Raw genomic sequence first — 25,836 nt, 5'->3', positions numbered from 1 at the left:
TTTTAGGGAGAAGAGTTGATGAAGACGATCGTTGCGGGCCTCCTGGCCGCCGCCGCCCTTTTTGGCACCGCCGCGCAGTCGGCCACCGTCGACCGGATCGTCAGCCCCGGGCCGGACGGCAAGCCGGGCCTGATCCTGAAGGGCGTTATCGTCCCTGCCGGTTCTGAAACCTTCTATCTGTCGGGTCAGCTCGCCGACCCGATCGATCCGGCGAAGAAGGAGACGATGGCGGATTTCGGCGACACCAAGACCCAGACGGTCAGCGTGCTCACCAAGATCAAGGCGCTGCTCGCGAGCAAGGGCTATACGATGGGCGACGTCGTCAAGATGCAGGCCTTCCTCGCCGCCGATCCGAAGCTCGGCAAGATCGACTTCATGGGCTTCAACGCGGGCTTCAAGGAATTTTTCGGCTCGACCGACAACCCCAACACGGTCGCCCGTTCGACCTTCCAGGTCGCCAATCTGGTGGCGCCGACCTTCCTCGTCGAACTGGAAGTGACGGCGGTGAAGGCACCGAAGTAAGCAAAAAAGCGCCCCTCCCTGCAAGGGAGGGGCTTATTTTGTTCAGAAGATCTCGACCGCATCCCCCGGCGCCAACTGCGCCAGCAGCGTCAGCAACTGCCCGACCGGAATTGCGATACACCCCTCGGTCGGCCGCGCGCCGTCACTGCAATGGAGGAAGATCGCGCTCCCGAGCCCCGGCGCCGGCGGCGCATCATTGTGGCCGAGCACGACGATTACGTCGTACAGCCCATCCTCACGCGCCAGCCGCTCCGCAGAGAACCGATACGGGTGCCGCACCGGGCGATTATAGGCCGGGTCGCCGGGATCGTCCGACCAGCCATCGGCATCGCCCACCCAGCGCCACGGCAGCCGCATTCCGGACGGCGGCGCCGACCGCCCCGCGCGAAACAGCACGCAGCGGATCGGCCAGACACCCAGCGGCGTCATCCCGTCGCCCTCGTTTTTGTCGTCGGCCGGGCACGTGCCCGATCGCCCGATCGTGCAGGCGATAGCCACGCCATCCGGCCCGGTGAGTATCCGCGCCGCGCTATCGACGCGGACCTTGCTCACAAGACGTGGCCGGTGCGGTCGCGCTTGGTTTCGAGATAGGCCAGGTTGTGCGGGTTCGCGCCCATCTTGTGCGGCACGCGTTCGACCACTGAGATGCCCGCCGCCTCCAGCCCCTCGACCTTGTTCGGATTGTTGGTGAGCAGCCGGATCGCCTTCTGGCTGAGCAAGGTCAGCATCCGCGCCGCCACGCGGAAGTCGCGCGCATCGATCGCGAAGCCCAGCCGCAGGTTCGAATCAACAGTGTCATAGCCCTGATCCTGCAACGCATAAGCGCGCAGCTTGTTGATCAGACCGATCCCGCGCCCCTCCTGCCGCAGATAAAGCAATATGCCCCAATTGGCGTGAGTCATCGCCTCGAGTGCGCCGGCCAGTTGCGGCCCGCAATCGCATTTGAGCGAGCCGAGCACATCGCCGGTCAAACATTCGCTATGCAGCCGGACCAGAGGCGGCGTTCCGTCCGGCGTGCCGATGATGAGCGCGACATGCTCGGCGGCGTCGGCGGCGTGGCGGAAGGCGATGATCTCGCATTTCTCGGTCGCACGCACTGGCAGCCGCGCGCGCGACGCGACCACCAGATGCGCGGGATCCTCATAATCATCGAGCGCGTCGGCGCTGACCTCCGCCTCGGCGTCGCCGTCGCTGCGCACGAACAGAGCCGGCAGCAGCCCCGCGAGCCGCGCGAGCCGGAGCGCCGCCACCGACGCCTCGGGCGCGGTCACCGCCTTGGCACGAAACGGCCCTTTGAGCGGCATCGCCAGATCCTGCACCGGATCGGCCAGCGCGATCGCCACCGACAGATCGAGCCACGGCACCCGCCCGATCAGCGCCGGGCAGGCCGGGCTCGCCGCCTCGCGCTGGTTCGCAAGATGGAGCGTCGCCGCGCGCGCCGCCGAGAGCAAAACGTCGGCCGGCCGGTCGCCATCGAAGGCCCCCAGCGTCGCGTCGGTCGCGGTTTCGATCGCGAGCACCACGATCCGGCCATCGGCGGCATCGATCGCCACCGGCCAGCCGCGCTTCAGCGCGTCGATCGCCCGCGCCGCTGAGCGCGCTTTGGCCAGATCGCTCACACCGCAAATTCCGTGATCAGCGGCACATGGTCCGACGGCTTGATCCACGAACGGCACGGCTCGCACACCTTATGTGCGGTCGCCATCTTCGCGACTTCCGGGCTCGCCCACATATGATCGAGCCGACGGCCGCGATCGTTCGCGGTCCAATCGGTCGCGCGGTAGCTCCACCAGGTGTGCAGCCGTTGCGGTGCGGGATAGAAATGACGGCCGAGATCGACCCAGTCATGGCTCGCCTGCAGCCGGCCGAGCGCCTCGACCTCGATCGGCGTATGGCTGACGACATCAAGCAATTGCTTGTGGCTCCAGACATCGCATTCGAGCGGCGCGATGTTGAAGTCGCCGACAATCAGGGTGGGCTCGGCAAGCGTTTCGGACCAGCGCGTCATCCGCTCGATGAAGTCGAGTTTCTGCCCGAATTTCGGGTTCACCGTGCGATCGGGAACGTCGCCGCCGGCGGGCACATAGACATTTTCGAGCCTTATCCCACAATCGAGCCGCACGCCGATATGCCGCGCCTCGCCATTATCCTGCCAGTCGTGGCGGCCATGATCGTGGAGCGGCAATTTGCTGATGATCGCGACGCCATGGTGCATCGGCTGGCCGTTGAGGACGTGATGATCGTAACCGAGCTTGCGGAACATCGCCGGCGGGAAAGTGTCGTCCTTCACCTTGGTTTCCTGCAGGCAGAGGATGTCGGGCTGTTCCTCCTCCAGGAAGCGCTGCACGATATCGATCCGCGCGCGCACCGAGTTGATGTTCCAGGAGGCGATCTTGAGGCTGGGCATGGGCACGCGATGTAGCGATGGCGCGGGGGGAATGCCAGTGCCTCGTCCGGGGGAGCGAGGGCTTGTTTGCCTTACTCTGGCCCGCTACCCAATTCGCATGACCGGCCATCCCGAACAGCAATATCTCGATGCGATGCGCACTGCCTGGGAGCAGGGTGACGAGCGGGTCGATCGCACCGGCGTCGGCACGCGATCGACGTTCGGGGTGACGATGCGCTTCGATCTGTCCGACGGCACGATCCCGCTGATCACCACCAAGCGGGTCTATTGGAAGAGCGCGGTCAAGGAACTGATCTGGTTCCTGTCCGGCGACACCAATATCCGCCCTTTGGTCGCGCAGGGCGTGCACATCTGGACCGACTGGCCGCTCGACAGCTACCGTCGCGCGACCGGCGAGACGATCGATCGCGATGCGTTCGAACGGCGCATCATCGAGGACGCCGGTTTCGCCGCGAAATGGGGCGATCTCGGCCCGGTCTATGGCAAGCAATGGGTCGACTGGCCACGCTACACGCCCGCCGGCGACGGTCTGTTCCGCAAGGAGGAACCGGGCGTCAACCAGATCGCCGACCTCGTCGCCGCGATCCGCACCAACCCGACCTCGCGCCGCTTGATCTTCACCGGCTGGAACGTCGCCGAACTCGCCGGCATGGCATTGCCGCCGTGCCACATGACCTATCAATATCATGTCGCGAACGGGCGACTGTCGGGGATTCTCTACCAGCGCTCGTGCGACCTCGGGCTGGGCTTTCCGTTCAACATCTTCGAGGCGGCGGTACTGGTGCGGATGCTCGCGCAACAGACCGGGCTGGAGCCGGGCGAGATCGTGTGGATGGGCGCCGACGTGCATGTTTACGCGAATCACGGCCATCTGGTGGAGGAGCAACTGTCCCGCACGCCGCGGCCGTTCCCGAAGCTGGAGTTCGCGCGGACGCCGGACAGCATCTTCGATTATCGCCCCGAGGATTTCGTGGTGACGGGCTATGATCCGCATCCACATATCGCTGCGCCGGTGGCTGTGTGATGGCGCGCCATTTCTTCTCCCCTCCCTGCTTGCAGGGAGGGGTTGGGGGTGAGTGGCGAGCGCCAGCGAGCCTCCGACCTCGCGGCAATGGTATCGATACAGGCATCGAGCCTGCATCGATACCCACCCACCCCCTTACCCCTCCCTTGCAGGGAGGGGAGAAGTGAAGCCCGAAATCGTCTTCGTTCTCGCACGCGCCGCCAATGGCGTGATCGGCCGCGACGGCGCGTTGCCGTGGCGGATATCAACCGATCTCAAGCGCTTCAAAGCATTGACGAAAGACACGCCCATGCTGATGGGCCGCAAGACCTTCGAGAGCTTCCCCAGCCCGCTGCCCGGCCGCCGCCACATCGTGCTGACGCGCGACCCGCACTGGCAGGCGCCCGGTGCCGAGGTCGTCCATGACATCGACACCGCGCTCGCGATCGCCGACGCCCCCAGCCTCTCGATCGTCGGCGGCGCGGAGATCTACGCGCTCCTCCTGCCTTATGCCGATCGGATCGAACTCACCGAAGTCGATGCCAGCCCCGATGGGGACACGATCGTCCCGCCCTTCGATCCGGCGATCTGGACCGAATCGGCGCGCGAGGATCACCCCGCCACCGAGGCACAGCCCGCTTTCAGCTTCGTGACTCTGCGCCGCCGCATTGCGTGAATCTCCGCCACTTCCTATACGCGCCGCCATGGAGCGGCTGACATGCGATCAGCCCGTTCCCGACGCGTTGCGTGGGGGCGTGGTGGCGCTGGGCAATTTTGACGGATTTCACCGCGGCCATCAGGCCGTGGTGGGCGCCGCTGTGGCCCGCGGGCGGGCGGAGAAGCGGCCGGTTCTCGTCGCCAGTTTCGATCCGCATCCGGTCCGCTATTTCCACCCCGACACGCCGCCCTTCCGGCTGACCACGCTCGATCAACGCGCGGCCCTGTTCGCCGAAGCCGGCGCCGATGCGATGCTGGTGTTCAATTTCAACGCTACGCTCGCCGCGGTATCGGCCGAGACCTTCGTTACCGACTGGCTGGTCGGCCGCGCCGGCGCCGTCCATGTCGTGACCGGTGAGGACTTTACCTTCGGCAAAGGACGGGGTGGCAATGTCGCCTTGCTGGCGCAGATCGGCGCCGCGCTGGGGCTGAGCAGCGAGGCGGTGCCCGCGGTCACCGACGAGCAGGGGCCGATCTCCTCGAGCCGGATCCGCGATGCGCTGATCGCCGGCGATTGCGACACGGCCACGCGGCTGCTGACCCGTCCGTATCGGATCGCCGGCATCGTCCAGCATGGCGACAAGCTCGGCCGCACGATCGGTTTCCCGACCGCCAATATCGCGCTCGGCAATTATCTGCGCCCGCTTTACGGGATCTATGCGGTGCGTGCGCGGCTGGCCGACGGCAGGGTGATCGATGGCGCTGCCAATATCGGCATCCGCCCGACCTTCGATCCGCCCAAGGAACTGCTCGAAGTGTTCCTGTTCGATTTCGCCGAGAGCCTCTACGACCAGCCGATCGAGGTGGAGATCGTCTCCTTCATCCGGCCCGAAGCGAAATTCGACAGTCTCGAAGCATTGACCCAACAGATGCAGGCGGATTGCGCCGAAGCGCGCGCCCGCCTAGAGCACGCCTTTCCGTAAACCGCCCGGACATGTTCGGGCCACTAATGAACGAGTCCATGTCCGAAACGCCCGCAACGCCCGCCGCCCAGGATTGGCGCGACACGGTCTTCCTGCCGAAGACCGATTTCCCGATGAAGGCGGGCCTCGCCGCCAAGGAGCCGGCGATTCTGGCGAAATGGGCGGCTGACGATCTGTACGGCACCCTGCGCTTTCAGCGCGCGGGCCGCGAACGCTTCATCCTGCACGATGGCCCGCCTTATGCGAATGGCGACATCCATATGGGCCATGCGATGAACAAGGTGCTCAAGGACATCATCGTCCGATCGCAGAGCCTGCTCGGCAAGGACGCGCCTTATGTTCCGGGCTGGGACTGCCACGGCCTGCCGATCGAATGGAAGGTCGAGGAAGCCTATCGCGCGAAGAAGCTGAACAAGGACGAGGTCGACCCCGTCCTGTTCCGCGCCGAATGCCGGGCCTATGCCGAAAAATGGGTGGCAGTGCAGCGCGAGCAGTTCAAGCGGCTCGGCGTGATGGGCGACTGGGACAATCCCTATCTGACAATGAAATATGAGGCCGAGGCGGCGATCGTCGGCGAATTGCTGAAGTTCGCGGAGAGCGGGCAACTCTATCGCGGCGCGAAGCCGGTGATGTGGTCCCCGGTCGAGAAGACCGCATTGGCCGACGCCGAGGTCGAATATGAGGATATCGTCTCGACGCAGATCGACGTCGCGTTCGAGATCGTCGAGAGTCCGAATGCGCCTGAGCTGGTCGGCGCTTATGCGGTAATTTGGACGACGACGCCCTGGACGATCCCCGTGAATCAGGCTTTGGCTTACGGGCCAGAAATTGAGTACGGAATTTTCGAAGGCTCTGATGGCCGTCGGTTGATACTCTCACTAGATCGCGCTCGTGTTATTGCAGCTTACGCTGGCCAGGAAACCCTTAAGGCGTTCAGCGGGCGTGCACTGGAAGGAGCGTTCGCTCGCCATCCGATGCACGAAAAGGGGCCCTTCTTCGCGAAGCCCCGCCCTTTCCTGCCAGGCGACTTCGTCACCACCGACGCCGGTACCGGCCTCGTTCATATGTCGCCCGATCATGGCGAGGACGATTTCCTGCTGTGCAAGGCGCATGGGATCGATCCGGTGTTCGCGGTCGAGAATGACGGCAAGTATCGCGCCGACTGGGCGTGGATGGGCGGACAGGGCAGCGTGATCGCGCCGAAGCTCAACGCGCCCGACGGGCCGATCTGTTCGGATCTGCGCGAGGCGGGCGGGCTGCTCGCCGCGAGCGCGGACTACAAGCATAGCTATCCGCATAGCTGGCGCTCGAAGGCCAAGGTGATCTTTCGGTGTACCCCGCAGTGGTTCATCCCGATGGATCGAAGCACAACAAAGCCCTCGCCCCCTTTAGGGGGAGAGGGTTGGGAGAGGGGGGAGTCGGGCGAAGCAGGTCGCGACACTGCTTCCCGCGTGCCCCCTCTCCCCAACCCCTCTCCCCCTGAAGGGGGCGAGGGGCTTTCGAATGGCGCCACCCTGCGCGCCATCGCGCTCGACGCCATTTCCAACACCCGCTGGGTGCCCGAAAAGGCGCAGAACCGCATCACCGCGATGGTCGAGGGACGCCCGGACTGGGTGATCAGCCGCCAGCGTGCGTGGGGTGTGCCGATCGCGCTCTATGTCGACCGCAAGAGCGGCGACTATCTGCGCGACGAGGCCGTCAATGCGCGGATCGTCGCCGCGTTCGAGATGGGCGGCGCCGACGCCTGGTTCACCGCCGACCATCAGACCCTCCTCGGCCCCGAGCATGCGGCCGCCGATTATGAGGCGGTCAACGACATCCTCGATGTCTGGTTCGATTCGGGCTGCACCCACACCTTCACGGTCGAGGCGCGCTACGGCGAGGGCGTTCGCGCCAACCTCTATCTCGAAGGATCGGACCAGCATCGCGGCTGGTTCCAGTCGTCCTTGCTCGAAAGCTGCGGCACGCGCGGCCGCGCGCCTTATGACGCGGTGCTGACCCACGGCTTCGCGCTCGACGGGCAGGGCCGCAAGATGTCCAAGAGCCAGGGCAATGTCATCGATCCGCTCAAGATCATCGGCGAGAGCGGTGCCGATATCCTCCGCCTGTGGGTGGCGAGCACCGATTATTTCGAGGATGTCCGCATCGGCAAGGAAATCCTGGCCGGCACCTCGGACGCCTATCGCAAGCTGCGCAACACGTTCCGCTATATGCTCGGCGCGCTCGACGGGTTCACCGACGCCGAGAAATTGCCGGTCGCCGAAATGCCCGAGCTGGAGCTGTATGTGCTCCATCTGCTCGCCGAGCTCGACGCCGAGCTGCGCTCGGCGACGGCCGCATTCGAGTTCAATCGCTATGCGCGCGCGCTCAGCGATTTCGCGAACAACGATCTGTCGGCCTTCTTCTTCGATATCCGCAAGGACAGCCTGTACTGCGACGGCCCAAGCGATCCGAAGCGCCGCGCGTGCCGCACCGTGCTCGATATCCTGTTTCACGCACTGGCCCGCTATGCGGCGCCGATCCTGTGCTTCACCGCCGAGGAAGTGTGGGGCACGCGCTTCCCCGATGCCGGCAGCGTGCACCTGCTCGAATGGCCCGAGGTCGATCCGAACTGGGCCAATGACGATCTGCGGATGCGCTGGGCGCTGCTGCGGGTGATGCGCACCAAGCTGACCGGCGAGATCGAGCCGCTGCGCCGTGAGAAGATCGTGCGGTCGAGCCTCGAGGCCGATGTCGCCGCCGTCAGTTACGACCCCGCCGAGACGGCATTGCTGCGGTCGATCGACTTCGCCGAACTGGCGATCGTCGCCAAGGTCGACATTGTCGATGGCGATCCGGGTGCTGCCGAACAGGCCAAGGGCGTCCCCGCCGCCGAGCTGGTGAAGTTCGAGGTCAGCAAGACCGAGTTCGAAAAATGCGGCCGTTGCTGGCGGCATCTGCCCGACGTCAAGGAAGATGGCGCCTTGTGCGATCGCTGCGAGGCGGTGGTGCATGGTTGAGGTGAACGCATTTTCTCCCTCGCCCCCTTTAGGGGGAGAGGGTCGGGGAGAGGGGGCAGTGCTGGAGGCTCTGTCGCAAACCTCTTCCCCACTACCCCCTCTCCCAACCCTCTCCCCCGCAAGCGGGGGCGAGGGCTTATGAGTACCCATCGCCCGCTCGGCATCGCAACGGCCTTCGCCGTCCTGCTGATCGACCAGCTATCGAAATGGCTGATCGTCGATCGGATCGCGCTGCCCGATCGCATGCTGATCCAGATCACCAGCATCTTCGATCTGCGCTGGGTGGAAAATTACGGCGTGTCGATGGGTTTCCTGATCGCCGGCAGCACGCAGGAGCGCTGGATGCTGGTGGGCGTGACGGGGCTTATCGCGGTCGCCGTGGCGACCTGGATGTGGCGCGAGAAAGCGCGGATCGACGTGGTCGCGCTCGGTTTCGTCCTGGGCGGCGCGCTCGGCAATATCGCCGATCGGACGCGGCTGGGTTATGTTGCCGACTTCCTCGATCTGCATTTCGGGACCTGGCATCCCTTTTTGGTCTTCAATGTCGCCGATGCGGCGATTACGATCGGTGTATTGCTCCTTGTGCTGCGCGCGCTATTCGTGCGTGAGGGCAAGGCCCCTGCGGAGAATGTCGATGCGATCTAAGTCTGTTTATGGTTCGATGGCGCTGATCGCGCTTGCGGCATTGTCGGCGTGCAGCGGCAGCAAGGGCGGCGTGATGGCCCGTGGCGGCGGCCCTGACGAGTTCATGGTTTCGAAGCGCGCGCCGCTGACGATCCCGCCCGATTTCGTGCTGACCCCGCCCAAGCCCGGTGCACCCCGCCCGCAGGAAGCCGATTCGAGCCAGCAGGCGCTCTCCGCGATGTTCGGCGGCCCGGCCCCGCGCAGCACGACCGAAAAAGACATTATCGGCCTGACCAAGACGGTGCCGGAACCGGGCATCCGTTCGGAAGCCGGCGACGTCGCCACCGCCACCGTCGACAAGGGCCCCGCCACCCGCACGATCCTGGCCACCAACGCGGTCAACAGCGACATCGCCAGCATTACCACCGGGAATTGATCGGAGCGGCGTCCTCCTTCCTCAAGCCCCTCCCCTGAAGGGGAGGGGCTTTTATGCCATGCTGACCCTGATCCGTCGTCGGCTGATGACGGCGCTGCCGACATTGGCGGCGATCGTCATCCTGTCGTTCGTGCTGATGCGGATCGCGCCCGGCGGGCCGTTCGACGGCGAGCGGGCGATCGATCCGCAGACCCGCGCAGCGCTGATGCGCGCTTATGGCCTCGATCGGCCACTACCCGAGCAGATCCTGCTTTATGTCGCCCGGCTGGCGCATGGCGATTTCGGGCCGTCCCTGGTCTATCGCGACTTCACCGTCACCGATCTGATCGCGCGCGGCCTGCCGATATCGATGACCCTCGGCGCCTATGCGCTCGCGCTCGCGCTGCTGCTGGGAATCGGCGGCGGGGTGATGGCGGCGAGCCGCGCCGGGCGCCCGCTGGATCACGGGCTGATGTTCGCCGCGACGATGCTGACGGCGCTGCCGAGTTTCGTCACCGGCCCGCTGCTCGCCCTCATCTTCGCGTTGAAGACCGGATGGCTGCCGGTTTCGGGCTGGGGGGACGGCGACTTCGCGCATCTGGTGCTGCCGGTGATCGCGCTCGCTCTACCGGCGGCCGGCGCGATCGCGAAGCTTACGCGCGCCGGCCTGGCGACCGCGCTCCGGCAGGATCATATCCGTTCGGCCCGCGCACGCGGGCTCGGGCCGATCCACATCCTGATCAAACATGCGCTGCGGCCCGCTTTGGTGCCGGTCGCGAGCTATATTGGGCCGGCGGCGGCAGGAATGCTGACCGGCGCGGTCGTGATCGAGACAATCTTCTCGCTGCCCGGGATCGGCCGCTATTTCGTGCAGGGCGCGCTCAACCGCGACTATCCGCTCGTGCTGGGGGTCGTCACGCTCTACGCCGCGCTGATCATCCTGTTCAACCTGATCGCCGATCTCGCTTATGGCTGGCTCGACCCACGGGTTCGCCAATGAAGGTGCCGCTGGCCATCATCGCGACGATCGTGGTGGCCGCGCTGTTCGGCCCGCTGCTGATCGAATGGCGCTATGACGTGATCGACTGGGATGCAGTCCGCGCGGCCCCCTTATCCCCGCACCATCCGATCGGCACCGACAGCGTCGGCCGCGATCTGCTCGCCCGGCTGCTGGCCGGCACACGCGTCACCTTGGCCGTGGCAAGCGCGGCGGCGCTGGTCGCTCTGATGATCGGGGTGGCGTGGGGCGCAACCGCGGGCTGGCTCGGTGGTCGCATCGACGAAGCGATGATGCGGGTGGTCGACGCGCTGTATGCCCTGCCCTTCATGTTCGTCGTGATCCTGCTGATGGTGGTGTTCGGCCGATCGATCGTGCTGGTCTTCATCGGCATCGGCGCGGTCGAGTGGCTGACGATGGCGCGGGTCGTGCGCGGGCAGATGCTGGTGCTCCGAGACCGGCCGTTCGTGATCGCCGCCGAGGCCGCGGGCGCGGGGCCGCTGGCTATCGTCACGCGCCACATGCTGCCCAACATCGCAGGCGTGGCGCTAGCCTACCTGCTGCTGACGGTGCCGCAGGTCGTGATGATCGAAAGCTTCCTGTCCTTCCTCGGCCTCGGCGTGCAGGAGCCGATGACCTCGCTCGGCATCCTGCTGAAGGACGGCGCCGACGATATGGATGTCGCACCATGGGGGCTGGTTTTCCCCGGCGCGATCCTCGTCACCCTGCTCGTCTGCCTCACCCTCGTCGGCGAGAAGCTGCGTGATCGGTGGGCGGCATGACGATCCTGTCGGTCGCCGGGCTGAATGTCGCGATCGACGGGCGAACGATCGTCCACGATATGGGCTTCGATATCGGCGCCGGCCAATGCCTCGCGCTGATCGGCGCATCGGGATCGGGCAAGAGCCAGACCTGCCTTGCGCCGTTCGGCCTATCGCCCGGCATCGCCTCGGGAACGGTCCGGCTGATGGGCGAAGAACTGGTCGGGGCGGACCAGTCCTATTTGCGGCGGCGGCGCGGCCACGATGTGGGCTTCGTCTTCCAGCAGCCGCTGACCGCACTGACCCCGCACCTGACGATCGGCGAGCATTTGCGCGAAGCCTGGCAGCAGGCGGGTGCCGCGCGGCCCGATCGATCCGATCTCGCCGCTGCGCTCGAACGGGTCGGGCTCGATCGCGCCGGCGAACGGCTGCGCGCCTATCCCCACCAATTGTCGGGCGGCCAACGCCAGCGCGCGCTGATTGCAATGGCAATCGCACATCGGCCGAAGTTGCTGATCGCCGACGAACCGACCACCGCGCTCGATGCCGCGTTGCGCGGTGATATCATGCGGCTGCTGCGCCGGCTGTGCGACGAGGACGGCATGGCGATGCTGCTGGTCAGCCATGACCTGGCGATGGTGGCCGACCATGCCGAGGCCGCGATCGTGATGCACGACGGCCGGATCGTGGAGCAGGGCGCGGCAAAGGACATATTTCGCAAGCCCGCCAGCGCCTATGCACGCGCGCTGATCGCGGCGAGTCCGCGGCTCGATGAGCCACCGCCGATACTCGGCCGGACCGGTGCGGTGCTGCTGGAGGCGCGCGCCGTGAACGTTTCCTTCAAGCGCCCGGGATGGCAGCGCGGGCGGCTCGCGGCAGTCATCGATGCCGAGATCCTCGTGCGTGAAGGCGAGGCCGTGGCCCTGGTCGGCGGATCGGGGTCGGGCAAGTCGACATTGGGCCGGGCGATCGTGCGGCTGGGGCCGATCGATCGCGGGATCGTCTCATGGCGGGGCGCCGCGCTGCCGCCGCGCCCGGCGATGCGGCGCGAGCATCGCGCGCGCATCCAGCCGGTGTTCCAGGATCCCGTCGCCAGCCTCGATCCGTTGTGGCGCGTGCGCGATATTGTCGGCGAGCCGTTGCGGCGGCTGTTTCCGCACATGCCCGCCACGCAGCTGGCCGAACGGGTTGCCGCGGTGCTGGTCGAAGTTGGTCTAGACGAGAATCTGGCGGATCGGCGCCCTGCCGGACTTTCGGGTGGTCAGGCGCAGCGGGTCGCCATTGCGCGGGCGTTGGCGCCCGATCCCGACATGCTGCTGCTCGACGAAGCGACATCGGCGCTCGACGTGCTCGTCGCCGGCTCGATCGTCGATCTGTTGCGGCGGCTCCAGCACGATCGGAACCTGGCGATATTAATGATCACCCATGATCTCGCGCTGGCGCGCCGGCTATGCCACCGGATTGCGGTGGTGGACCGGGGCCGGATCGTGGAGGAGGGCCCCACCGGTCAGGTGATCGGCGAACCCCGACACCCGATCACCCGCGCGCTGATCGCAGCCAGCCATTAAAAAGGGGCCGCAGATGAACCGCGACCCCCTTTCGATACGCAAAACTGGTCGTACGGATCAGAAAGCGTAAGTAACCGAAGCAACGACGCCGGCAGAAGCAACGTTCTTCGAAGGCACGTTGCCGACGAACTGGCCCTTCTTGGCATCGGTGTCGACATAGGACACGCCGAAGGTCGCTGCCTTCCACGTGTATGTCGCGCCGAGGTTCCAATCGAGATAGTCCTTGAGGCCGGCGGTCAGGAAGCTGCGGCCATGGCTGTAGCCGAGGTGCGACGTAAGACCGAACGGCGTGTTCGGAATGGCGCCCGAAGCTTCGGCATACAGATAAAGGTTATCGTCCTTCGAGTGGCCGAGGATCGGCGAAGCGATCGCCTTCTGCTTCGGATCGTAAGCGAAACCGCCCTTGAGCGTGACTGGGCCGAACGCGCTCTTGGCCGAACCATAGATTTCGAGGAAATCGGTGTTCACGCCCTTCGCGGCACTCGGATAGACGTAGTACAGCAGACCGCCGTCGAGCGTCACGCCCTTGATCGTCGTCGAATAACCGGCGATCAGATCGAGCTCGGCATCAGCGCCGGCCGCAACATAATCGTCGATCGACGACGACCAGAAGCTGATATAAGCGCCCGAGCTGTGGGTCAGCGTGGCGCTCGCCTGCGGGGCGATGCGCTTGCCGCTCTGCGAAATGCCGCGGAAGCGATAGTCGCTTACCAAAGCTGCCGAGCCGGTCAGCGTGAACATTGGAGTGGCAGCCGGAGCGTCGGCAAATGCCGGCGAAGCGGCAGCAGCAAGCGCAAGGGCCGAAAGGCCGATGAAGGACGTGCGCATAGGTAATCCCCTTATAAAAATTCGCGATCCGTTCCCCTGCTTCGCGCGGGCTACAGCCTCTTTCATCACAAAGGATCGGGCCGTGCTACCGTGCGGAGCGAGGCCTATGTGCTACAGGGTCTTGCAGCGCACAATCCTAATCGCGCCAATCATTGCAACTTCGTTACCACTGTTGCCGCGCCGCAACAGTTTTTTAAGACTTCGCTTTGTAGCACTATTGACCCTCAATTTTCGGGCCATGTGCCTTTGTTCAAACATTAAGCAATGCTGAACAAAATTTATGCAAACCCCGATCCCCACAATATCGTTTCTCGGCCAGTTCGCATTGCACCGTCCCGCGTCGCTGCGAATGTGCTGCATCGCGAAGCAGCGACGGGCGGACCAAAAGACCCCTTCGGGTTAGGTTGAAACGCGCGCGACGGCCGCATCGAAGCGGCAAAGCCCGGCCGCCAGATCGGCGATCAGATCGGCCGCATCCTCCAGCCCGATCTGCAGCCGGATCAACGGGCCACCGCCTCCCCAGCGATTCGCCGTCCGCAAGGGAGCGGGATCGACCGGCAATGCCAGGCTTTCATATCCACCCCAGGAAAAGCCGATCCCGAAGTGCTGGAGCCCGTCGATCAACGCCGTGCGGGCGGCATCGTCGCCATAGGCCATTTCGATGCTGAACAGGCCGGACGATCCTGCGAAATCCCGCTGCCAGATAGCGTGGCCGGGACAGGCGGCCAGCGCCGGATGCAGCACGCGTGCAACCTGTGGCTGCGCATCGAGCCAATGCGCGATCGCGAGCGCACTTTCCTGATGCGCCTTCATTCGCACGCCGAGCGTCCGCAGGCCGCGCAGCGCGAGATAGGCATCGTCGGGGCTCACGCAATGGCCCAGGCCATGGGTCGTCCGGCGGAGCTTTTCGAAACAGGTCGGCGCGGCCGTCGCCGATCCCATCATCACGTCCGAGTGGCCGACGATATATTTGGTGCAGGCGAGGATCGTAATGTCAACGCCGTGCCCGATCGCGGGGAACAACAGAGGCGTGGCCCAGGTATTGTCGAGCAGGGTCGCGATCCCGCGCGCCTTCGCCGCCGCGCAGATGGCGGGCACATCCTGCACCTCGAAGGTCAGACTTCCGGGGCTTTCGAGGAAGATCGCGCGCGTATGATCGGTGAACAGATCGGCTATGCCGCCGCCGATCATCGGATCATAATAAGTCGTCGTCACGCCCATCGTGCGCAGCAGGCCGTTGCAGAAATTGCGGGTCGGCTCATAGGCGCTGTCGACCATCAGCAATTCGTCGCCGGGTGACAGCACCGACAGCAAAGCGGTGGTAATGGCGGCGACGCCGGACGGATAGAGCATCGTGCCGGCGGCGCCCGGCTCCATTCCGGTCAGCGCGTCGGCCAGCGCCCATTGCGTCGGCGTGCCGCGGCGCCCGTAATAGAGGCCGGCGTTCGGATCCTTGCTCGATGCGCGCAGATCGGCAACGGTATCGAACAGCATCGTCGACGCGCGCCACACCGGCGGGTTGACGATTCCCTGCGTCCATTGCTTGCGCCGCCCGGCCGCGACCAGCCGGGTGCCCGGCTTCATCGCATGTTCGTCATTTACGTCATCGCTCACCGGGCACCGATGGCTTTTTCGGTTTCCGGGCGCAAGCCCCACTCGCTCCACGAACCGTCGTAAAGAGCGATATCCTGCTTGCCGAGCAACGCCGCACCGAACAGCAGCACCGATGCGGTGACGCCCGATCCGCAGGTCGTGACCAGCGGCTTGTTCCAGTCGATGCCCGCCGCGTCGAACTCGGCCTTGAGTGCATCGCCGGTCTTGAAGGTGCCATCCGGATTCAGCAGCCGATCATAAGGCAAGTTCTTCGATCCCGGGATGTGGCCGGCGGCAAGCCCGCGCGGATCGGCCTCCTCGCCCGTGAAGCGCCTGGCGCCGCGCGCATCGAGCACGCACTCGGCGCCGCTTGCGATATTGGCCTTCATCTGATCGAGATCGCGCACGGCCTGCGGATCGCGCCAGACGGTGAAATGGCGATGGCGCAGCGTCTCCCTGCCCTGCGCGAGCGGCCGGCCCTCGGACACCCATTTGTACAGGCCGCCATCGAGGATCGCGACCTGGCTCGCGCCGAACATGCGCAACATCCACCATGCCCGCGCCGACGTGCGGTGCGGGGCATTGTCGTACAGCACGATCCGGCTACCATCGCCGAGCCCCAAAGCCTGCATGCGGCTGGCGAATTTTTCCGGCGGCGGCAACATGCCGGGCACCGGATTATGGTCATCCTTGAGACTGGCAAGATCCATGAAGACGGCGCCCGGGATATGGCCCGCCTCATACTCCGCCTGCGCATCACGCGAGGGATCGAGCGCGAAATAGGTTGCATCGACGATCCGCAGATCATCGGCCCCCATTTCGTCGGCGAGCCATGCGGTCGAAACCAGCAAATCCATTCCAGCCTCCTGACGAGCGCGCGCGACGCACGCCCAAGATGATACACGATGCCACACCGATAGCATCGGAAGCGGCTCTTCGCTAAGAGGCAGCGCATGACCCCGCTTCATCTCGGCCAGACCAGCAGCCTGCCCGCATCGCCCGACGCGGCAGTGCTAGACTATGTCCCCAATCCGCGGGGCGATGCGCTGTATCTCGTGCGCTTTGCCGCGCCCGAATTCACCTCGCTCTGCCCGGTGACCGGGCAGCCCGATTTCGCGCATCTGGTGATCGATTATGCCCCGGCGGCGACGATCGTCGAATCGAAATCGCTCAAGCTGTTTCTCGGAAGCTTCCGCAACCATGCCGCCTTTCACGAGGATTGCACCGTCGGCATCGGCCAGCGGCTGTTTGCCGAAATGCAGCCGGCCTGGCTACGCATCGGCGGCTACTGGTATCCGCGCGGCGGCATTCCGATCGACGTCTTCTGGCAGTCCGGCCCGCCGCCCGAAGGGTTGTGGGTGCCCGATCAGGGGGTCGCATCCTATCGGGGCCGCGGATGAGCGCACGAAAATGAGCGCAGACCGTTTTTCGCCCGCCCGCTGCAAGCGCCTGATCGTCAAGATCGGATCGGCGCTGCTCGTCGATCCGCAGGGCCAGGTGCGGCGCGACTGGCTGAAGAGCGTCGTCGCCGACATTGCCGCGCGCCATGCCGCGGGGCAGAGCATCGCGGTGGTATCGTCGGGCGCGATCGCGCTCGGCGCGCGGCGGCTCGGCCTTGCCAAGGGCGGGCGCGCCTCGCTCGAGGATGCGCAGGCGGCCGCCGCAACCGGGCAGATCGCCTTATCGCATTGCTGGGCCGAACTGATGGCCGAACAAGGGCTGACGGCCGCGCAGATGCTGGTAACGCTCGACGATCTCGAGGATCGGCGCCGCTATCTGAATGCGGCTTCGACGCTGGATCGGCTGCTGACCCTTGGCGTCGTCCCGGTCATCAACGAGAATGATTCGGTCGCCACCGAGGAGATCCGTTTCGGCGACAATGACCGGCTGGCGGCCAGGATCGGCCAGGCGGCCGATGCGCAGGGCGTGATCCTGCTCTCTGACATCGACGGGCTCTACACCGCCAACCCGCATCGCGACCCCGGCGCCACTCTGGTGCCCGAGGTGCGCCGGATCGATGCGCGCGTGCGGGCGATGGCGGACGGAGGATCGGCGTCCGGCATGGGATCGGGCGGGATGATTTCGAAACTGGAAGCCGCGCGCATCGCGCAGCGATCGGGGCTCCATCTCGCGATCGCGTCGGGCAAGCGCGATCACCCGCTCGCCGCTTATGCCGCCGATTGCCGGGGCACCGTGTTCGTCGGCGGCAAGGCCGGATCGGCGCGCAAGGCGTGGCTGGCGGGCCGGCTGACGGTCAAGGGCAGGATCTCGGTCGATGCCGGCGCCGCCGATGCGCTGGCGGGCGGGCGCAGCCTGCTCGCCGCCGGCGCGGTGGCCGTGGAAGGCCGCTTCGCGCGCGGCGACGTGATCGATATCGCCGGGCCCGACGGGCAGACGATCGCGCGCGGCCTTTCCGAATATGACGCCGCCGACGCGGTGGCGATCGTCGGCCGCCGCCGCGACGCGCTGGAGGCGATCCTGGGCTATGCGCCGCGTGCGGCGATGGTGCACCGCGACCATCTGGTGATGCTGTGACCCTGCTCGCCATCACCGGCGCCACCGGTTTCGTCGGCGGCCATGTGCTGCGTGTCGCAGCGGAACGGGGCCATCAAGTGCGCGCGCTGGCGCGCGGCCCGCAATTGCCCCGCGCGCGGGTCGAATGGGTACAAGGCGCGCTCGATCGGCCCGAAAGCCTCGTCGAACTGGTCGAGGGAGCCGATGCCGTCATCCATATCGCCGGCGCGATCAACGCGGCCGATCTGGCCGGCTTCGTCGCGGCCAACGTGACCGGAACGGCGACGATGGTGACCGCGGCCGAAGCCGCGGGCGTATCGCGCTTCATCCATGTTTCATCGCTGTCGGCCCGCGAACCCGACCTGTCCGATTATGGCTGGTCAAAATCGGCGTCGGAGGCGGTGCTGCGGCAGAGCCAGCTCGACTGGACGATCGTACGGCCGCCCGCCATTTATGGCGAAGGCGACCGCGAGATGCTGGAACTGTTCCGGCTCGCAGCGAAGGGCCTCGTCCCACTGCCGCCGCGTGGCCGGCTGTCGCTGATCGAGGCGGGGGATCTCGCGCGGCTGCTTGTCGATCTTGTCGACGATGCCGATTCGATCGGCCAGACGTTCGAGCCTGACGACGGGACCCCGAACGGCTATAGCCACCGCGAATTCGGCCGACTGCTCGGTCAGGCGGTCGGGCGCGGCAACGTTATGACCGTGCCGGTTCCCGCCTTCGCGCTGAAGCTCGGCGCGCTCTACGAACGGCTGCGCCACGGCCCGCGGGCCAAGCTCACCCCGGACCGGGTGCGGTATTTCTGTCATCCCGACTGGGTGTGCACGGCAAGGCCGCCCGAAGCATTGTGGCGCGCGCATATCGGCGCGGCGGACGGCCTGGCCGCAACGGCCGAATGGTATCGCGGGCAGCGCTGGCTACCGCCCGCGCGCTGATCAAAACGGCAGGAAATGCGCCACGAACGTTATGAAGCTCAAGACGAGGCCGCTCAGCAACACGCGATAGGCATAAGCCAGCAATCGATACTTCTTGCGCGCGAGCACGCTGCCATTCTGGTAGATGTCATGCGCAAATGCCGCATAAACCGCGTCGCTGTCGGTTACCGTATCGAGCACGAGCCGGACATATTCGTCCTCGGGCATCTGGGTGAACGAACCAAAAAACAGCATGTTGGCCGGACCGTTCACCCGCGGCGGCACTTTCGTCGACGGCAGTACCGCCATCACCGCCAGCACGGCCGCCACGAACGCTGCCGCGCCGAGAATTAGCAATGCGATCGGCGGGTTCGATCCAGCTTTTACCTGGCCGACGGTGATCGAAAAGATTACGAACGTCGCGCCCATCAGCAGACTCGCCTTAGCATCAGCCATCTGGCTCAACTGATATTGAATCTGCTGGGTCGTGCGCAGCAAATGCACGGCGTCCGGAGCAAATGTCCCCCGTGGCGGCGCGCGCCCCTCTCTGTCTGCCATAACGTCCCTCCCCTGTTACCTTTTCATGACACGACAAATCGCCACTTGCAAAGCGTCGCCGCGCCACCGCCCCGTTCCCGCCGCATTCGCTTGGCATGCGCTGCCTTTGCCCGTTAAGGACAGTATATGAGCGACAGAGACGATATCTTCACCACCGTGGCCGAACAGATCGAACCCTTCAACAAGAAGGGCATCGATCTGACCGAAGCCACCAGCTTCGCCGGCGACCTGGAATGGGACAGCCTGACCGTGATGGATTTCGTCGCGGCGATCGAGGACGAATTCGACATCATCATCACGATGAACATGCAGGCCGAGATCGAAACCGTCGGCCAGCTTGTCGACGCCGTCGCGAAGCTCAAGGACTGAGCCGCACGTGACCGACCTGTTTTCCAAATTCGATTCGCTGATAGCTGAGCGCGATGCCCTGCTCGCCACCGGCGCCCGCGATCCTTACGGGATCGTGATGGAGAAGGTGCTGTCGCCCACCGAGGCGATGATCAATGGCAAGCGCACGATCCTGCTCGGCACCTATAATTATATGGGTATGACGTTCGATCCCGACGTGATCGCCGCCGGCAAGGCCGCGCTCGACAAATTCGGATCGGGGACCACCGGCAGCCGCGTTCTCAACGGCACCTATCAGGGCCATCGGGAATGCGAGGATGCGCTCAAGGAATTTTACGGCACCGAGCACGCAATCGTGTTTTCGACCGGATATCAAGCCAATCTGGGCATGATATCCACCTTGGCCGGCAGGAACGACTATATCATCCTCGACGCCGACAGCCATGCGTCGATCTATGACGGCTGCGCGCTCGGCAATGCCGAGGTCGTCCGGTTCCGGCACAACAATGTCGCCGATCTCGACAAGCGTCTCGGCCGGCTGCCGCCGGAAGCCGGCAAGCTCGTCGTGCTCGAAGGCGTCTATTCGATGATGGGCGATATCGCCCCGCTGCGCGAGATGGTCGACGTCGCGAAGAAACATGGCGCCATGATCCTGGTCGACGAAGCGCACGGCATGGGCTTCTTCGGCGAGCATGGCCGCGGCGTGTTCGAAGAGGCCGGCGTGGCCGACGAGGTCGACTTCATCGTCGGCACCTTCTCGAAATCGGTCGGCACGGTCGGCGGCTTTTGCGTATCGAACCATCCCAAGTTCGAAGTGCTCCGGCTGGTTTGCCGGCCCTATGTGTTCACCGCGTCGCTACCGCCATCGGTGGTCGCGACAGCAGCGACATCGATCCGCAAGCTGATGCATGCGAAGGACAAGCGTGCGCATCTTTGGAAGAATTCACGCCGCCTGCATCAGGGCTTGCGCGACATGGGCTATACCCTCGGCACCCAAACCGCCCAATCGGCGATCATCGCGATCATCCTGGCCGATATGGAGCGCGCGGTTTCGCTCTGGCAGGGGCTTCTGGAAGCCGGCCTCTACGTCAACACCGCACGTCCCCCGGCGACGCCGGCGGGCATGTTCCTGCTGCGCTGCTCGCTCTGTGCCGAGCATAGCGATGCGCAGGTCGACGAGATCCTGCACATATTCGAAGCAGCCGGACGCGCGACGGGCGTGATCGCCTGAATATCCCTCCTCGAGACAAGTGCCTCGGGGAGGGATTGGATCACCGCACCGCGCCGCGCAATAGCAACCGCGGAAGCAGACTGATTGCGCCCAGGATCGGCCAGCGCCGCTGCCATGGGCTCAAGGCAATCACCTGGCCCGCGTGGCGGTTGATCTTCCAGGCGAGATAGTCGATCCCGCCGGCATAAGTGGTGGTCGCCTTCGCCAGCCGCGCCAGGGTCAGCAACTTGCCTTCGCGGCGCCGCTGCCGCCACAGCCGCGCACTCGCCCGGCGATCGCCGGGCGAGACGCCATCGGCAAAGCGCACCATGCCGCCCCGTTCGATCCGGGCATCGAGGCCGGTCGCGGCGAGCACGGCCGGCGTGAAACGCCGATAGCGATCTGCGTCGGCATCGAATATCGATCCCGCCCGCGTCCGACGCTCGGCCCGAAGTTCGGCACTATAGGTCAGCGCGAAGGCTTGGCTCCACAGATCGGCGATCCGGACACTATCGGCAAGCATTGGCCGCGCCGCGCCGATCAGCGCCGGCGCCGCCTCGGTCACAGCCGATATGACAGCATGCCGCGCCAAGGCACTGGCCGTCCAGACCAGGCGGGATGGCTGGGCAAATCGCGCCCACACGGAAACGTTGCGGGTCGATGAAGATGCCAGCCGGATAAAATCCGCTTCGCTGAGTACCGCATATTTGGCGACGAGCCCGTCCTGCTCGAAGGGGAAGACATTGGGCGGTAGCACCCTGTTGGCGAAGGCCAGCCAGCCCTGCCCGAAAGCGGACTGATAACTGGACACGATCAGATAGAAATCGAGCATCAACCCGTCGAGCTGGATTTCGCGCAGGCACGACCCGTAGAACAGCACCGCCTGCGAAGCGGCGCCATATTTCGCGGCGATTGCCGCTGCAACCTTCGCAACCCGCGGATCGACCGGCTCGGCAAGTTCGTCCGCCACCAACGCCCTCAGCAGCGCCGCTCGCCCGTCCTCGCCCATCGCAATATCAGGCTGCAAGCCGAAGGAATGAAACGGGCGGCGTCGGCTTGAGCACGATCGCGCCCCCCGGCTTGGCGTGGAAGATTTCTCCATCGAGGATCACGCTCGATCGATCCCCTTCGATCCGGATTTCGTCGCCGCGCTCGACATGGACGCCATCCATGCGATTGCGTCCCACCCGCCCGAACAGGCCGGCGAACACCGTGCGCAACAATGGCAGCAATCTTTGCTCGACAAGCACCATCTGCAGCGAGCCATTCGTGACACCGCCGGTGCTGCTCCCGAGCAGCAGCCTGTGGAGCGTCGTCACGATCAGCAACGAATAGCGGCCCTGCAACTGGCCATGCCGCATCATCGACACCTTCAGCGGATTGGCGCGCGGCGGCAGAAAGGCGGTGCGAATGCCGATGATCATCGTCAGGAACACCGCCAGCAGGGTCAGCGCATGGCTGATGCCGTTGGGGAGCCCCAGTGGATAGATCTTGTTTCGGCAATAGAGGATCGAATCAGCAAGCCCCGCTCCGCCCAGGAACATGCCCAGAACCGGCCTGCTATCGGTACCGCCCGACAGGGCGATCAGCTCGCGGACGACGACATGCTCATCGACCCCCGTCCGCGCGATCTCTATCACCCGCTTGAGCGCCTCGATCGGATCGCCCACCGCGCCCAGATCGAGCGCAATCAGATTGGTCTTGCCATTAGGAAGCACCGCGACCGGCGGCGGCGATCCTTCGAAATGGCTGCCGAGATACATTTCGGTCAGCGCGGCCTGTACCGTGCCGTCCCCGCCATTGATGACCAGCACCTTCGGCTTGACCCGGGCGATCGTCCGCAGCGCTTCACCGATCTGATCGACCGATTCGACTTCGTAATGAAAAATATCGCTATGCGCCGCGCAGAAGCTCCGCACGCGCGGCAGCAGCGAGCGATTGCCCGTCGAGCGCGGATTGGAGAGAAGCGCGACGCTCGCCATGTCAGCGCGACGCCATCGAGAGAGGTCCGATCGAAAGCCCCTTGCGATACTGCATCGTCACGTCGACCGTCCGGACGCCGCCGCCATTGTGGATCACGACATCGCGAAAATCCGGCTTGAGCGAGAGCAGGGACAGCCGGGGATTGCGCGAGAAACCGCCTCCGTCATCCCAGCCCGATTTGCCGCTGCCATCGACATCGTGGCGCACCGCGATCGCAAAATCGCCGGACTGCGGCAGCGCAACGCAAACTTCCATCGGCCCCTGCGCCGTCACCGGCATTTCAATCCGGCGCAGTTTCTTGCCCTTGGCGAGAAACTCGGAAGGATTCGAGCCGTAGAGTTGCACGCGCAACTGGCCGCTGCGGGTCTTGAAGCCGTCGACCTTTACCAACAGGGCGGGCCCGGTAGCGCCAGGCGCACATGCTTCGGCATCGGGGCCCAGGACAGCCGCCTGCGCACCGGACGATACCATCATCACCGCCGCAAAAGCACCCGCCACAAGTTTCAACATGACCTCTCTACTCCTGGAAGCTATAGCCAGCGCGAACGCATGGCCGGCACACCGCCCCCATGAGTCGCAAGATCGGCTGCGATTGCGGCCAGAACATGGTCATGAGGCGTCGAAAAGTTGAGATTTGGTACGCTTACCGACCGATACCTTGCCAAATTGATCGCCACGCCGCTGCTCGCCAGCCTGGTGATCGCGGCAATGCTGCTCACGCTCGACAAGATGTTGCGGCTGTTCGACTTCGTCGTGTCCGAAGGCGGACCGGTCAGCGTCGTCTGGCGAATGCTCGCCAATCTGATCCCCGAATATATGTCGCTGGGCATCCCGATCGGGCTGATGCTCGGTTGCCTGCTCGCATTCCGCAAGCTGGCGCTGTCGTCGGAACTCGACGTCTTCCGCGCGATCGGGATGAGCTACGGTCGGCTGCTGCGGGTGCCCTATATGTATGCGGCGGCATTGGCTTTGCTCAATCTCGGGATCGTCGGCTTCGTCCAGCCTTACGCGCGCTACGCCTATGAAGGGCTTCGCTTCGAGCTACGCTCTGGCGCACTCGGCGCCTCGATCAAGGTGGGCGAGTTCACGCGGTTGAGCAAGCACATGACCCTGCGCGTCGAAAGCAGCCGCGACGGCGGCCGCGAACTCAGCGATCTGTTCGTGATGACGCAGACCAATGACGGCAAATCGCTGGCGGTGACCGCGCAGCATGGGCAGTTCATGGCGACCGACGACCCCGATACGATAATCCTGCGTCTGCGTAACGGCGTGCTCGTCCATGACGCTCCGGCGTTTCCGGAACCCCGGGTGCTGAGCTTCGTCGGCCATGACCTGCCGATCGATCTTCCGCGCATGGAAGCATTTCGACAGCGCGGCGGACGGGACATGGAGATGACAATCCCTGAACTTGCGATGGTGGCGCTCGACGAACGAACGCCACCCAAAGCCCGATCCGAATATCGTGCCGAATTTCACTTCCGGCTGGTCGAAGTGGCGACGATGTTCCTGCTGCCGATGCTATCGCTGGCGCTCGCCGTCCCGCCGAAGCGATCATCCTCGGCGCTTGGTGTGTTTCTGTCGATCGTGATGCTGGTAACCCAACACAAGATCAACGAATATGCGGCTTCGGTAGCGGCGCTCGGCCGGGTGGAACCGATCATCGCCCTGTGGCTGCCCTTCCTTGCCTTCACGGCACTGGTATGGTGGATGTACCGCACCACCGCGCATGTGCCGGGCGGTCAGGCCATCGGCGCGCTCGAACGTGCATCCGCCAAGGGTGCAGCAGCATTGTCGCGCTGGTTCCGCTTCGCCCGCGGCCGGAAGAACCCCGCATGAATATCGGTTTCTTCGCGTCCCGCACCATCACCTTCTATATGGCGCGGATGTTCCTCGTCCGATCGGCCTCGGTGCTGGCGGCTTTGGTGCTGATCCTTGTCGCCCTGGACCTTCTTGGTGAATCGGGCGATATCCTGGCTTATCCCGGCAATGGCAATCCCGAATTGTGGACCTATGTGACGCTGCGCACGCCGCAGATCATCTCCCGCTTCCTGCCGTTCGCGGCGCTGCTGGGAACGCTGATAACGTTCGTGACGCTCAATCAGCATAGCGAGATCATCTCGATGAAAGCGGCCGGCGTCTCGGCCCACCAGATTCTGGCCCCGTTGATCGTCGCCAGCATCGGCGTGGCCCTGCTTTCGTTCGCGTTCAACGAACGGGTCGTAACACGGGCAACCGCGACACTCACCGCCTGGCAGAATGCCGGTTATGGAAAAATTCCGATCGATCGCGGGGTGGTCAGCGACGTCTGGGTCCGTGATGGCGACGATCTGATCCATGCGCTGACGGCGCAAGGGCGTGGCCTGAAGGCACGTCTCACCGACGTCACCATCTACGATCGCGAAGGTGGTCGTTTGATTTCGATCATAAAGGGCAAGCACGCCGTTCAAATCGATGGCGGTTGGCACTTGCAGGATGTTTCGCTGTTCGATGTCGCGCGTGGCACGACGAAGACCATCCCCGGCTTCGCCTTCGGCAAAGGCGTGACCTCCGACCGTTTCACGCTCGCCAATGTCGATCCCGCGGCCAAATCGCTCTTCCAGCTCCGCACTGCCATCATCGACCTGAAGGCCGCCGGGCGACCGACCGGCCCGCTCGAGGCCGGCTTCTGGCACAAACTGTCCTTGCCCTTATCATCGGTGTTGATGCCGCTGCTGGCCGGGGTGGCCGCCTTTGGCCTGGCGCGGACGGGGCACCTGTTCATCCGCGCGGTGATCGGCATGGCGCTCGGCTTCACCTATTTCGTCGCCGACAATTTCGCACTCGCGATGGGAAACCTCGGCGCCTATCCGCCCTTGCTGGCCGCGTGGTCTCCATTCTTCCTGTTCCTGTTGATCGGTGAAGCGGTGCTAATCCGGACCGAGGAATAATCGGGCCAGATTTAGATTCGAAATA

Annotated in this window: 27 protein-coding genes; 17 read left to right on the top strand and 10 right to left on the bottom strand. The window is 64.9% G+C overall.

The features are described 5' to 3' along the window. Window positions 1-18: 18 nt before the first annotated feature. A complete protein-coding gene (locus BLS13_RS07985; protein WP_093451205.1) occupies window positions 19-522 on the top strand; it encodes a RidA family protein in 504 nt (167 codons plus the stop codon). A 42-nt stretch (window positions 523-564) separates the two neighbouring features. Here BLS13_RS07985 and BLS13_RS07980 read toward each other — a convergent pair whose 3' ends face one another. Genes BLS13_RS07980 through BLS13_RS07970 form a run of 3 tightly spaced genes read right to left on the bottom strand, consistent with a single transcriptional unit; the run spans window position 565 to window position 2,929 of the window. After that, window positions 565-1,074: a L,D-transpeptidase family protein gene (locus BLS13_RS07980; RefSeq protein WP_093451204.1), complete on the bottom strand. Its 510-nt coding sequence runs from the start codon at window positions 1,072-1,074 to the stop codon at window positions 565-567. Continuing rightward, window positions 1,071-2,132, bottom strand: coding sequence for a GTP cyclohydrolase II (ribA, locus tag BLS13_RS07975; RefSeq protein ID WP_093451367.1), 1,062 nt, complete (start codon window positions 2,130-2,132; stop codon window positions 1,071-1,073). Before ribA ends, BLS13_RS07980 begins: the two co-directional genes overlap by 4 nt. A gap of 5 nt (window positions 2,133-2,137) precedes the next feature. Next, window positions 2,138-2,929, bottom strand: a complete 792-nt coding sequence (locus BLS13_RS07970; protein ID WP_093451202.1) for an exodeoxyribonuclease III — start codon at window positions 2,927-2,929, stop codon at window positions 2,138-2,140. 97 nt (window positions 2,930-3,026) lie between these two features. On the opposite strand from BLS13_RS07970, the gene thyA reads away from it, so the two are divergent. From thyA to BLS13_RS07925, 9 genes are all read left to right on the top strand, one after another. Then, window positions 3,027-3,953, top strand: a complete 927-nt coding sequence (gene thyA, locus BLS13_RS07965; RefSeq protein ID WP_093451201.1) for a thymidylate synthase — start codon at window positions 3,027-3,029, stop codon at window positions 3,951-3,953. Between the two features lie 163 nt (window positions 3,954-4,116). Next, window positions 4,117-4,608: a dihydrofolate reductase gene (locus tag BLS13_RS07960; RefSeq protein WP_093451200.1), complete on the top strand. Its 492-nt coding sequence runs from the start codon at window positions 4,117-4,119 to the stop codon at window positions 4,606-4,608. Window positions 4,609-4,636: 28 nt separating this feature from the next. Next, window positions 4,637-5,572, top strand: coding sequence for a bifunctional riboflavin kinase/FAD synthetase (locus BLS13_RS07955; protein WP_093451199.1), 936 nt, complete (start codon window positions 4,637-4,639; stop codon window positions 5,570-5,572). Between the two features lie 38 nt (window positions 5,573-5,610). Beyond that, the gene (ileS, locus tag BLS13_RS07950) at window positions 5,611-8,571 is read left to right on the top strand and encodes an isoleucine--tRNA ligase (RefSeq protein WP_093451197.1); all 2,961 of its coding nucleotides are present in this window, start codon (window positions 5,611-5,613) and stop codon (window positions 8,569-8,571) included. 138 nt (window positions 8,572-8,709) lie between these two features. Further along, entirely contained in the window at window positions 8,710-9,216 is a 507-nt protein-coding gene (gene lspA, locus BLS13_RS07945; RefSeq protein WP_093451196.1) for a signal peptidase II, read from the top strand. Further along, the gene (locus BLS13_RS07940) at window positions 9,206-9,631 is read left to right on the top strand and encodes a DUF3035 domain-containing protein (protein ID WP_093451195.1); all 426 of its coding nucleotides are present in this window, start codon (window positions 9,206-9,208) and stop codon (window positions 9,629-9,631) included. The genes lspA and BLS13_RS07940 overlap by 11 nt, the downstream gene beginning before the upstream one ends. Before the next feature lie 58 nt (window positions 9,632-9,689). Then, window positions 9,690-10,610, top strand: a complete 921-nt coding sequence (locus BLS13_RS07935) for an ABC transporter permease (protein WP_093451194.1) — start codon at window positions 9,690-9,692, stop codon at window positions 10,608-10,610. Then, window positions 10,607-11,389, top strand: coding sequence for an ABC transporter permease (locus tag BLS13_RS07930; protein ID WP_093451193.1), 783 nt, complete (start codon window positions 10,607-10,609; stop codon window positions 11,387-11,389). The genes BLS13_RS07935 and BLS13_RS07930 overlap by 4 nt, the downstream gene beginning before the upstream one ends. After that, window positions 11,386-12,936, top strand: coding sequence for an ATP-binding cassette domain-containing protein (locus BLS13_RS07925; protein WP_093451366.1), 1,551 nt, complete (start codon window positions 11,386-11,388; stop codon window positions 12,934-12,936). Before BLS13_RS07930 ends, BLS13_RS07925 begins: the two co-directional genes overlap by 4 nt. 57 nt (window positions 12,937-12,993) lie before the next feature. On the opposite strand, the gene BLS13_RS07920 is transcribed toward BLS13_RS07925, so the two are convergent. The 3 genes from BLS13_RS07920 to sseA form a co-directional block, all read right to left on the bottom strand. Further along, window positions 12,994-13,764, bottom strand: coding sequence for a TorF family putative porin (locus BLS13_RS07920; protein WP_093451191.1), 771 nt, complete (start codon window positions 13,762-13,764; stop codon window positions 12,994-12,996). 399 nt (window positions 13,765-14,163) lie between these two features. Then, window positions 14,164-15,348 carry a cystathionine beta-lyase gene (gene metC, locus BLS13_RS07915; protein WP_093451365.1) on the bottom strand — a complete coding sequence of 395 codons (1,185 nt, stop codon included), beginning with the start codon at window positions 15,346-15,348 and terminating at the stop codon, window positions 14,164-14,166. A gap of 26 nt (window positions 15,349-15,374) precedes the next feature. After that, window positions 15,375-16,214, bottom strand: coding sequence for a 3-mercaptopyruvate sulfurtransferase (gene sseA / locus BLS13_RS07910; protein ID WP_093451190.1), 840 nt, complete (start codon window positions 16,212-16,214; stop codon window positions 15,375-15,377). A gap of 96 nt (window positions 16,215-16,310) precedes the next feature. Between sseA and queF the strand changes: the two genes are divergently transcribed. From queF to BLS13_RS07895, 3 genes are read left to right on the top strand one after another with little or no spacing between them, the layout of a single operon-like run. Then, a complete protein-coding gene (gene queF, locus BLS13_RS07905; RefSeq protein ID WP_093451189.1) occupies window positions 16,311-16,757 on the top strand; it encodes a preQ(1) synthase in 447 nt (148 codons plus the stop codon). A 10-nt stretch (window positions 16,758-16,767) separates the two neighbouring features. Further along, window positions 16,768-17,892 carry a glutamate 5-kinase gene (proB, locus tag BLS13_RS07900; protein WP_093451187.1) on the top strand — a complete coding sequence of 375 codons (1,125 nt, stop codon included), beginning with the start codon at window positions 16,768-16,770 and terminating at the stop codon, window positions 17,890-17,892. Next, complete coding sequence (locus BLS13_RS07895; RefSeq protein WP_093451186.1) at window positions 17,889-18,806, top strand: SDR family oxidoreductase; 918 nt, start codon at window positions 17,889-17,891, stop codon at window positions 18,804-18,806. Before proB ends, BLS13_RS07895 begins: the two co-directional genes overlap by 4 nt. On the opposite strand, the gene BLS13_RS07890 is transcribed toward BLS13_RS07895, so the two are convergent. Then, window positions 18,807-19,343, bottom strand: a complete 537-nt coding sequence (locus BLS13_RS07890) for a Pycsar system effector family protein (RefSeq protein WP_093451185.1) — start codon at window positions 19,341-19,343, stop codon at window positions 18,807-18,809. A gap of 126 nt (window positions 19,344-19,469) precedes the next feature. On the opposite strand from BLS13_RS07890, the gene BLS13_RS07885 reads away from it, so the two are divergent. Together BLS13_RS07885 and BLS13_RS07880 are read left to right on the top strand one after the other, a co-directional pair. Beyond that, on the top strand, window positions 19,470-19,712 hold the full coding sequence (locus tag BLS13_RS07885; RefSeq protein WP_037524762.1) for an acyl carrier protein: 243 nt from the start codon (window positions 19,470-19,472) through the stop codon (window positions 19,710-19,712). A 7-nt stretch (window positions 19,713-19,719) separates the two neighbouring features. Beyond that, a complete protein-coding gene (locus BLS13_RS07880; RefSeq protein WP_093451183.1) occupies window positions 19,720-20,922 on the top strand; it encodes a serine palmitoyltransferase in 1,203 nt (400 codons plus the stop codon). A gap of 40 nt (window positions 20,923-20,962) precedes the next feature. Here the strand turns inward: BLS13_RS07880 and BLS13_RS07875 are convergent, their stop codons facing one another. From BLS13_RS07875 to BLS13_RS07865, 3 genes are read right to left on the bottom strand one after another with little or no spacing between them, the layout of a single operon-like run. Beyond that, window positions 20,963-21,910, bottom strand: coding sequence for a hypothetical protein (locus BLS13_RS07875; RefSeq protein ID WP_093451182.1), 948 nt, complete (start codon window positions 21,908-21,910; stop codon window positions 20,963-20,965). A 7-nt stretch (window positions 21,911-21,917) separates the two neighbouring features. Beyond that, entirely contained in the window at window positions 21,918-22,883 is a 966-nt protein-coding gene (locus BLS13_RS07870) for a diacylglycerol/lipid kinase family protein (protein ID WP_093451181.1), read from the bottom strand. Window position 22,884: 1 nt separating this feature from the next. Further along, a complete protein-coding gene (locus BLS13_RS07865) occupies window positions 22,885-23,394 on the bottom strand; it encodes a DUF2141 domain-containing protein (RefSeq protein ID WP_093451179.1) in 510 nt (169 codons plus the stop codon). Between the two features lie 117 nt (window positions 23,395-23,511). On the opposite strand from BLS13_RS07865, the gene lptF reads away from it, so the two are divergent. Beyond that, complete coding sequence (gene lptF, locus BLS13_RS07860; protein WP_093451178.1) at window positions 23,512-24,720, top strand: LPS export ABC transporter permease LptF; 1,209 nt, start codon at window positions 23,512-23,514, stop codon at window positions 24,718-24,720. After that, entirely contained in the window at window positions 24,717-25,811 is a 1,095-nt protein-coding gene (lptG, locus tag BLS13_RS07855; protein WP_093451176.1) for an LPS export ABC transporter permease LptG, read from the top strand. Before lptF ends, lptG begins: the two co-directional genes overlap by 4 nt. Window positions 25,812-25,836: the final 25 nt, after the last annotated feature.

It is taken from the genome of Sphingomonas sp. YR710 (assembly GCF_900101455.1).
Classification (GTDB): Bacteria; Pseudomonadota; Alphaproteobacteria; order Sphingomonadales; family Sphingomonadaceae; genus Rhizorhabdus.
Note: the sequence above shows the minus strand (reverse complement) of the source record. Positions and strands in the feature narration are given on the sequence as shown.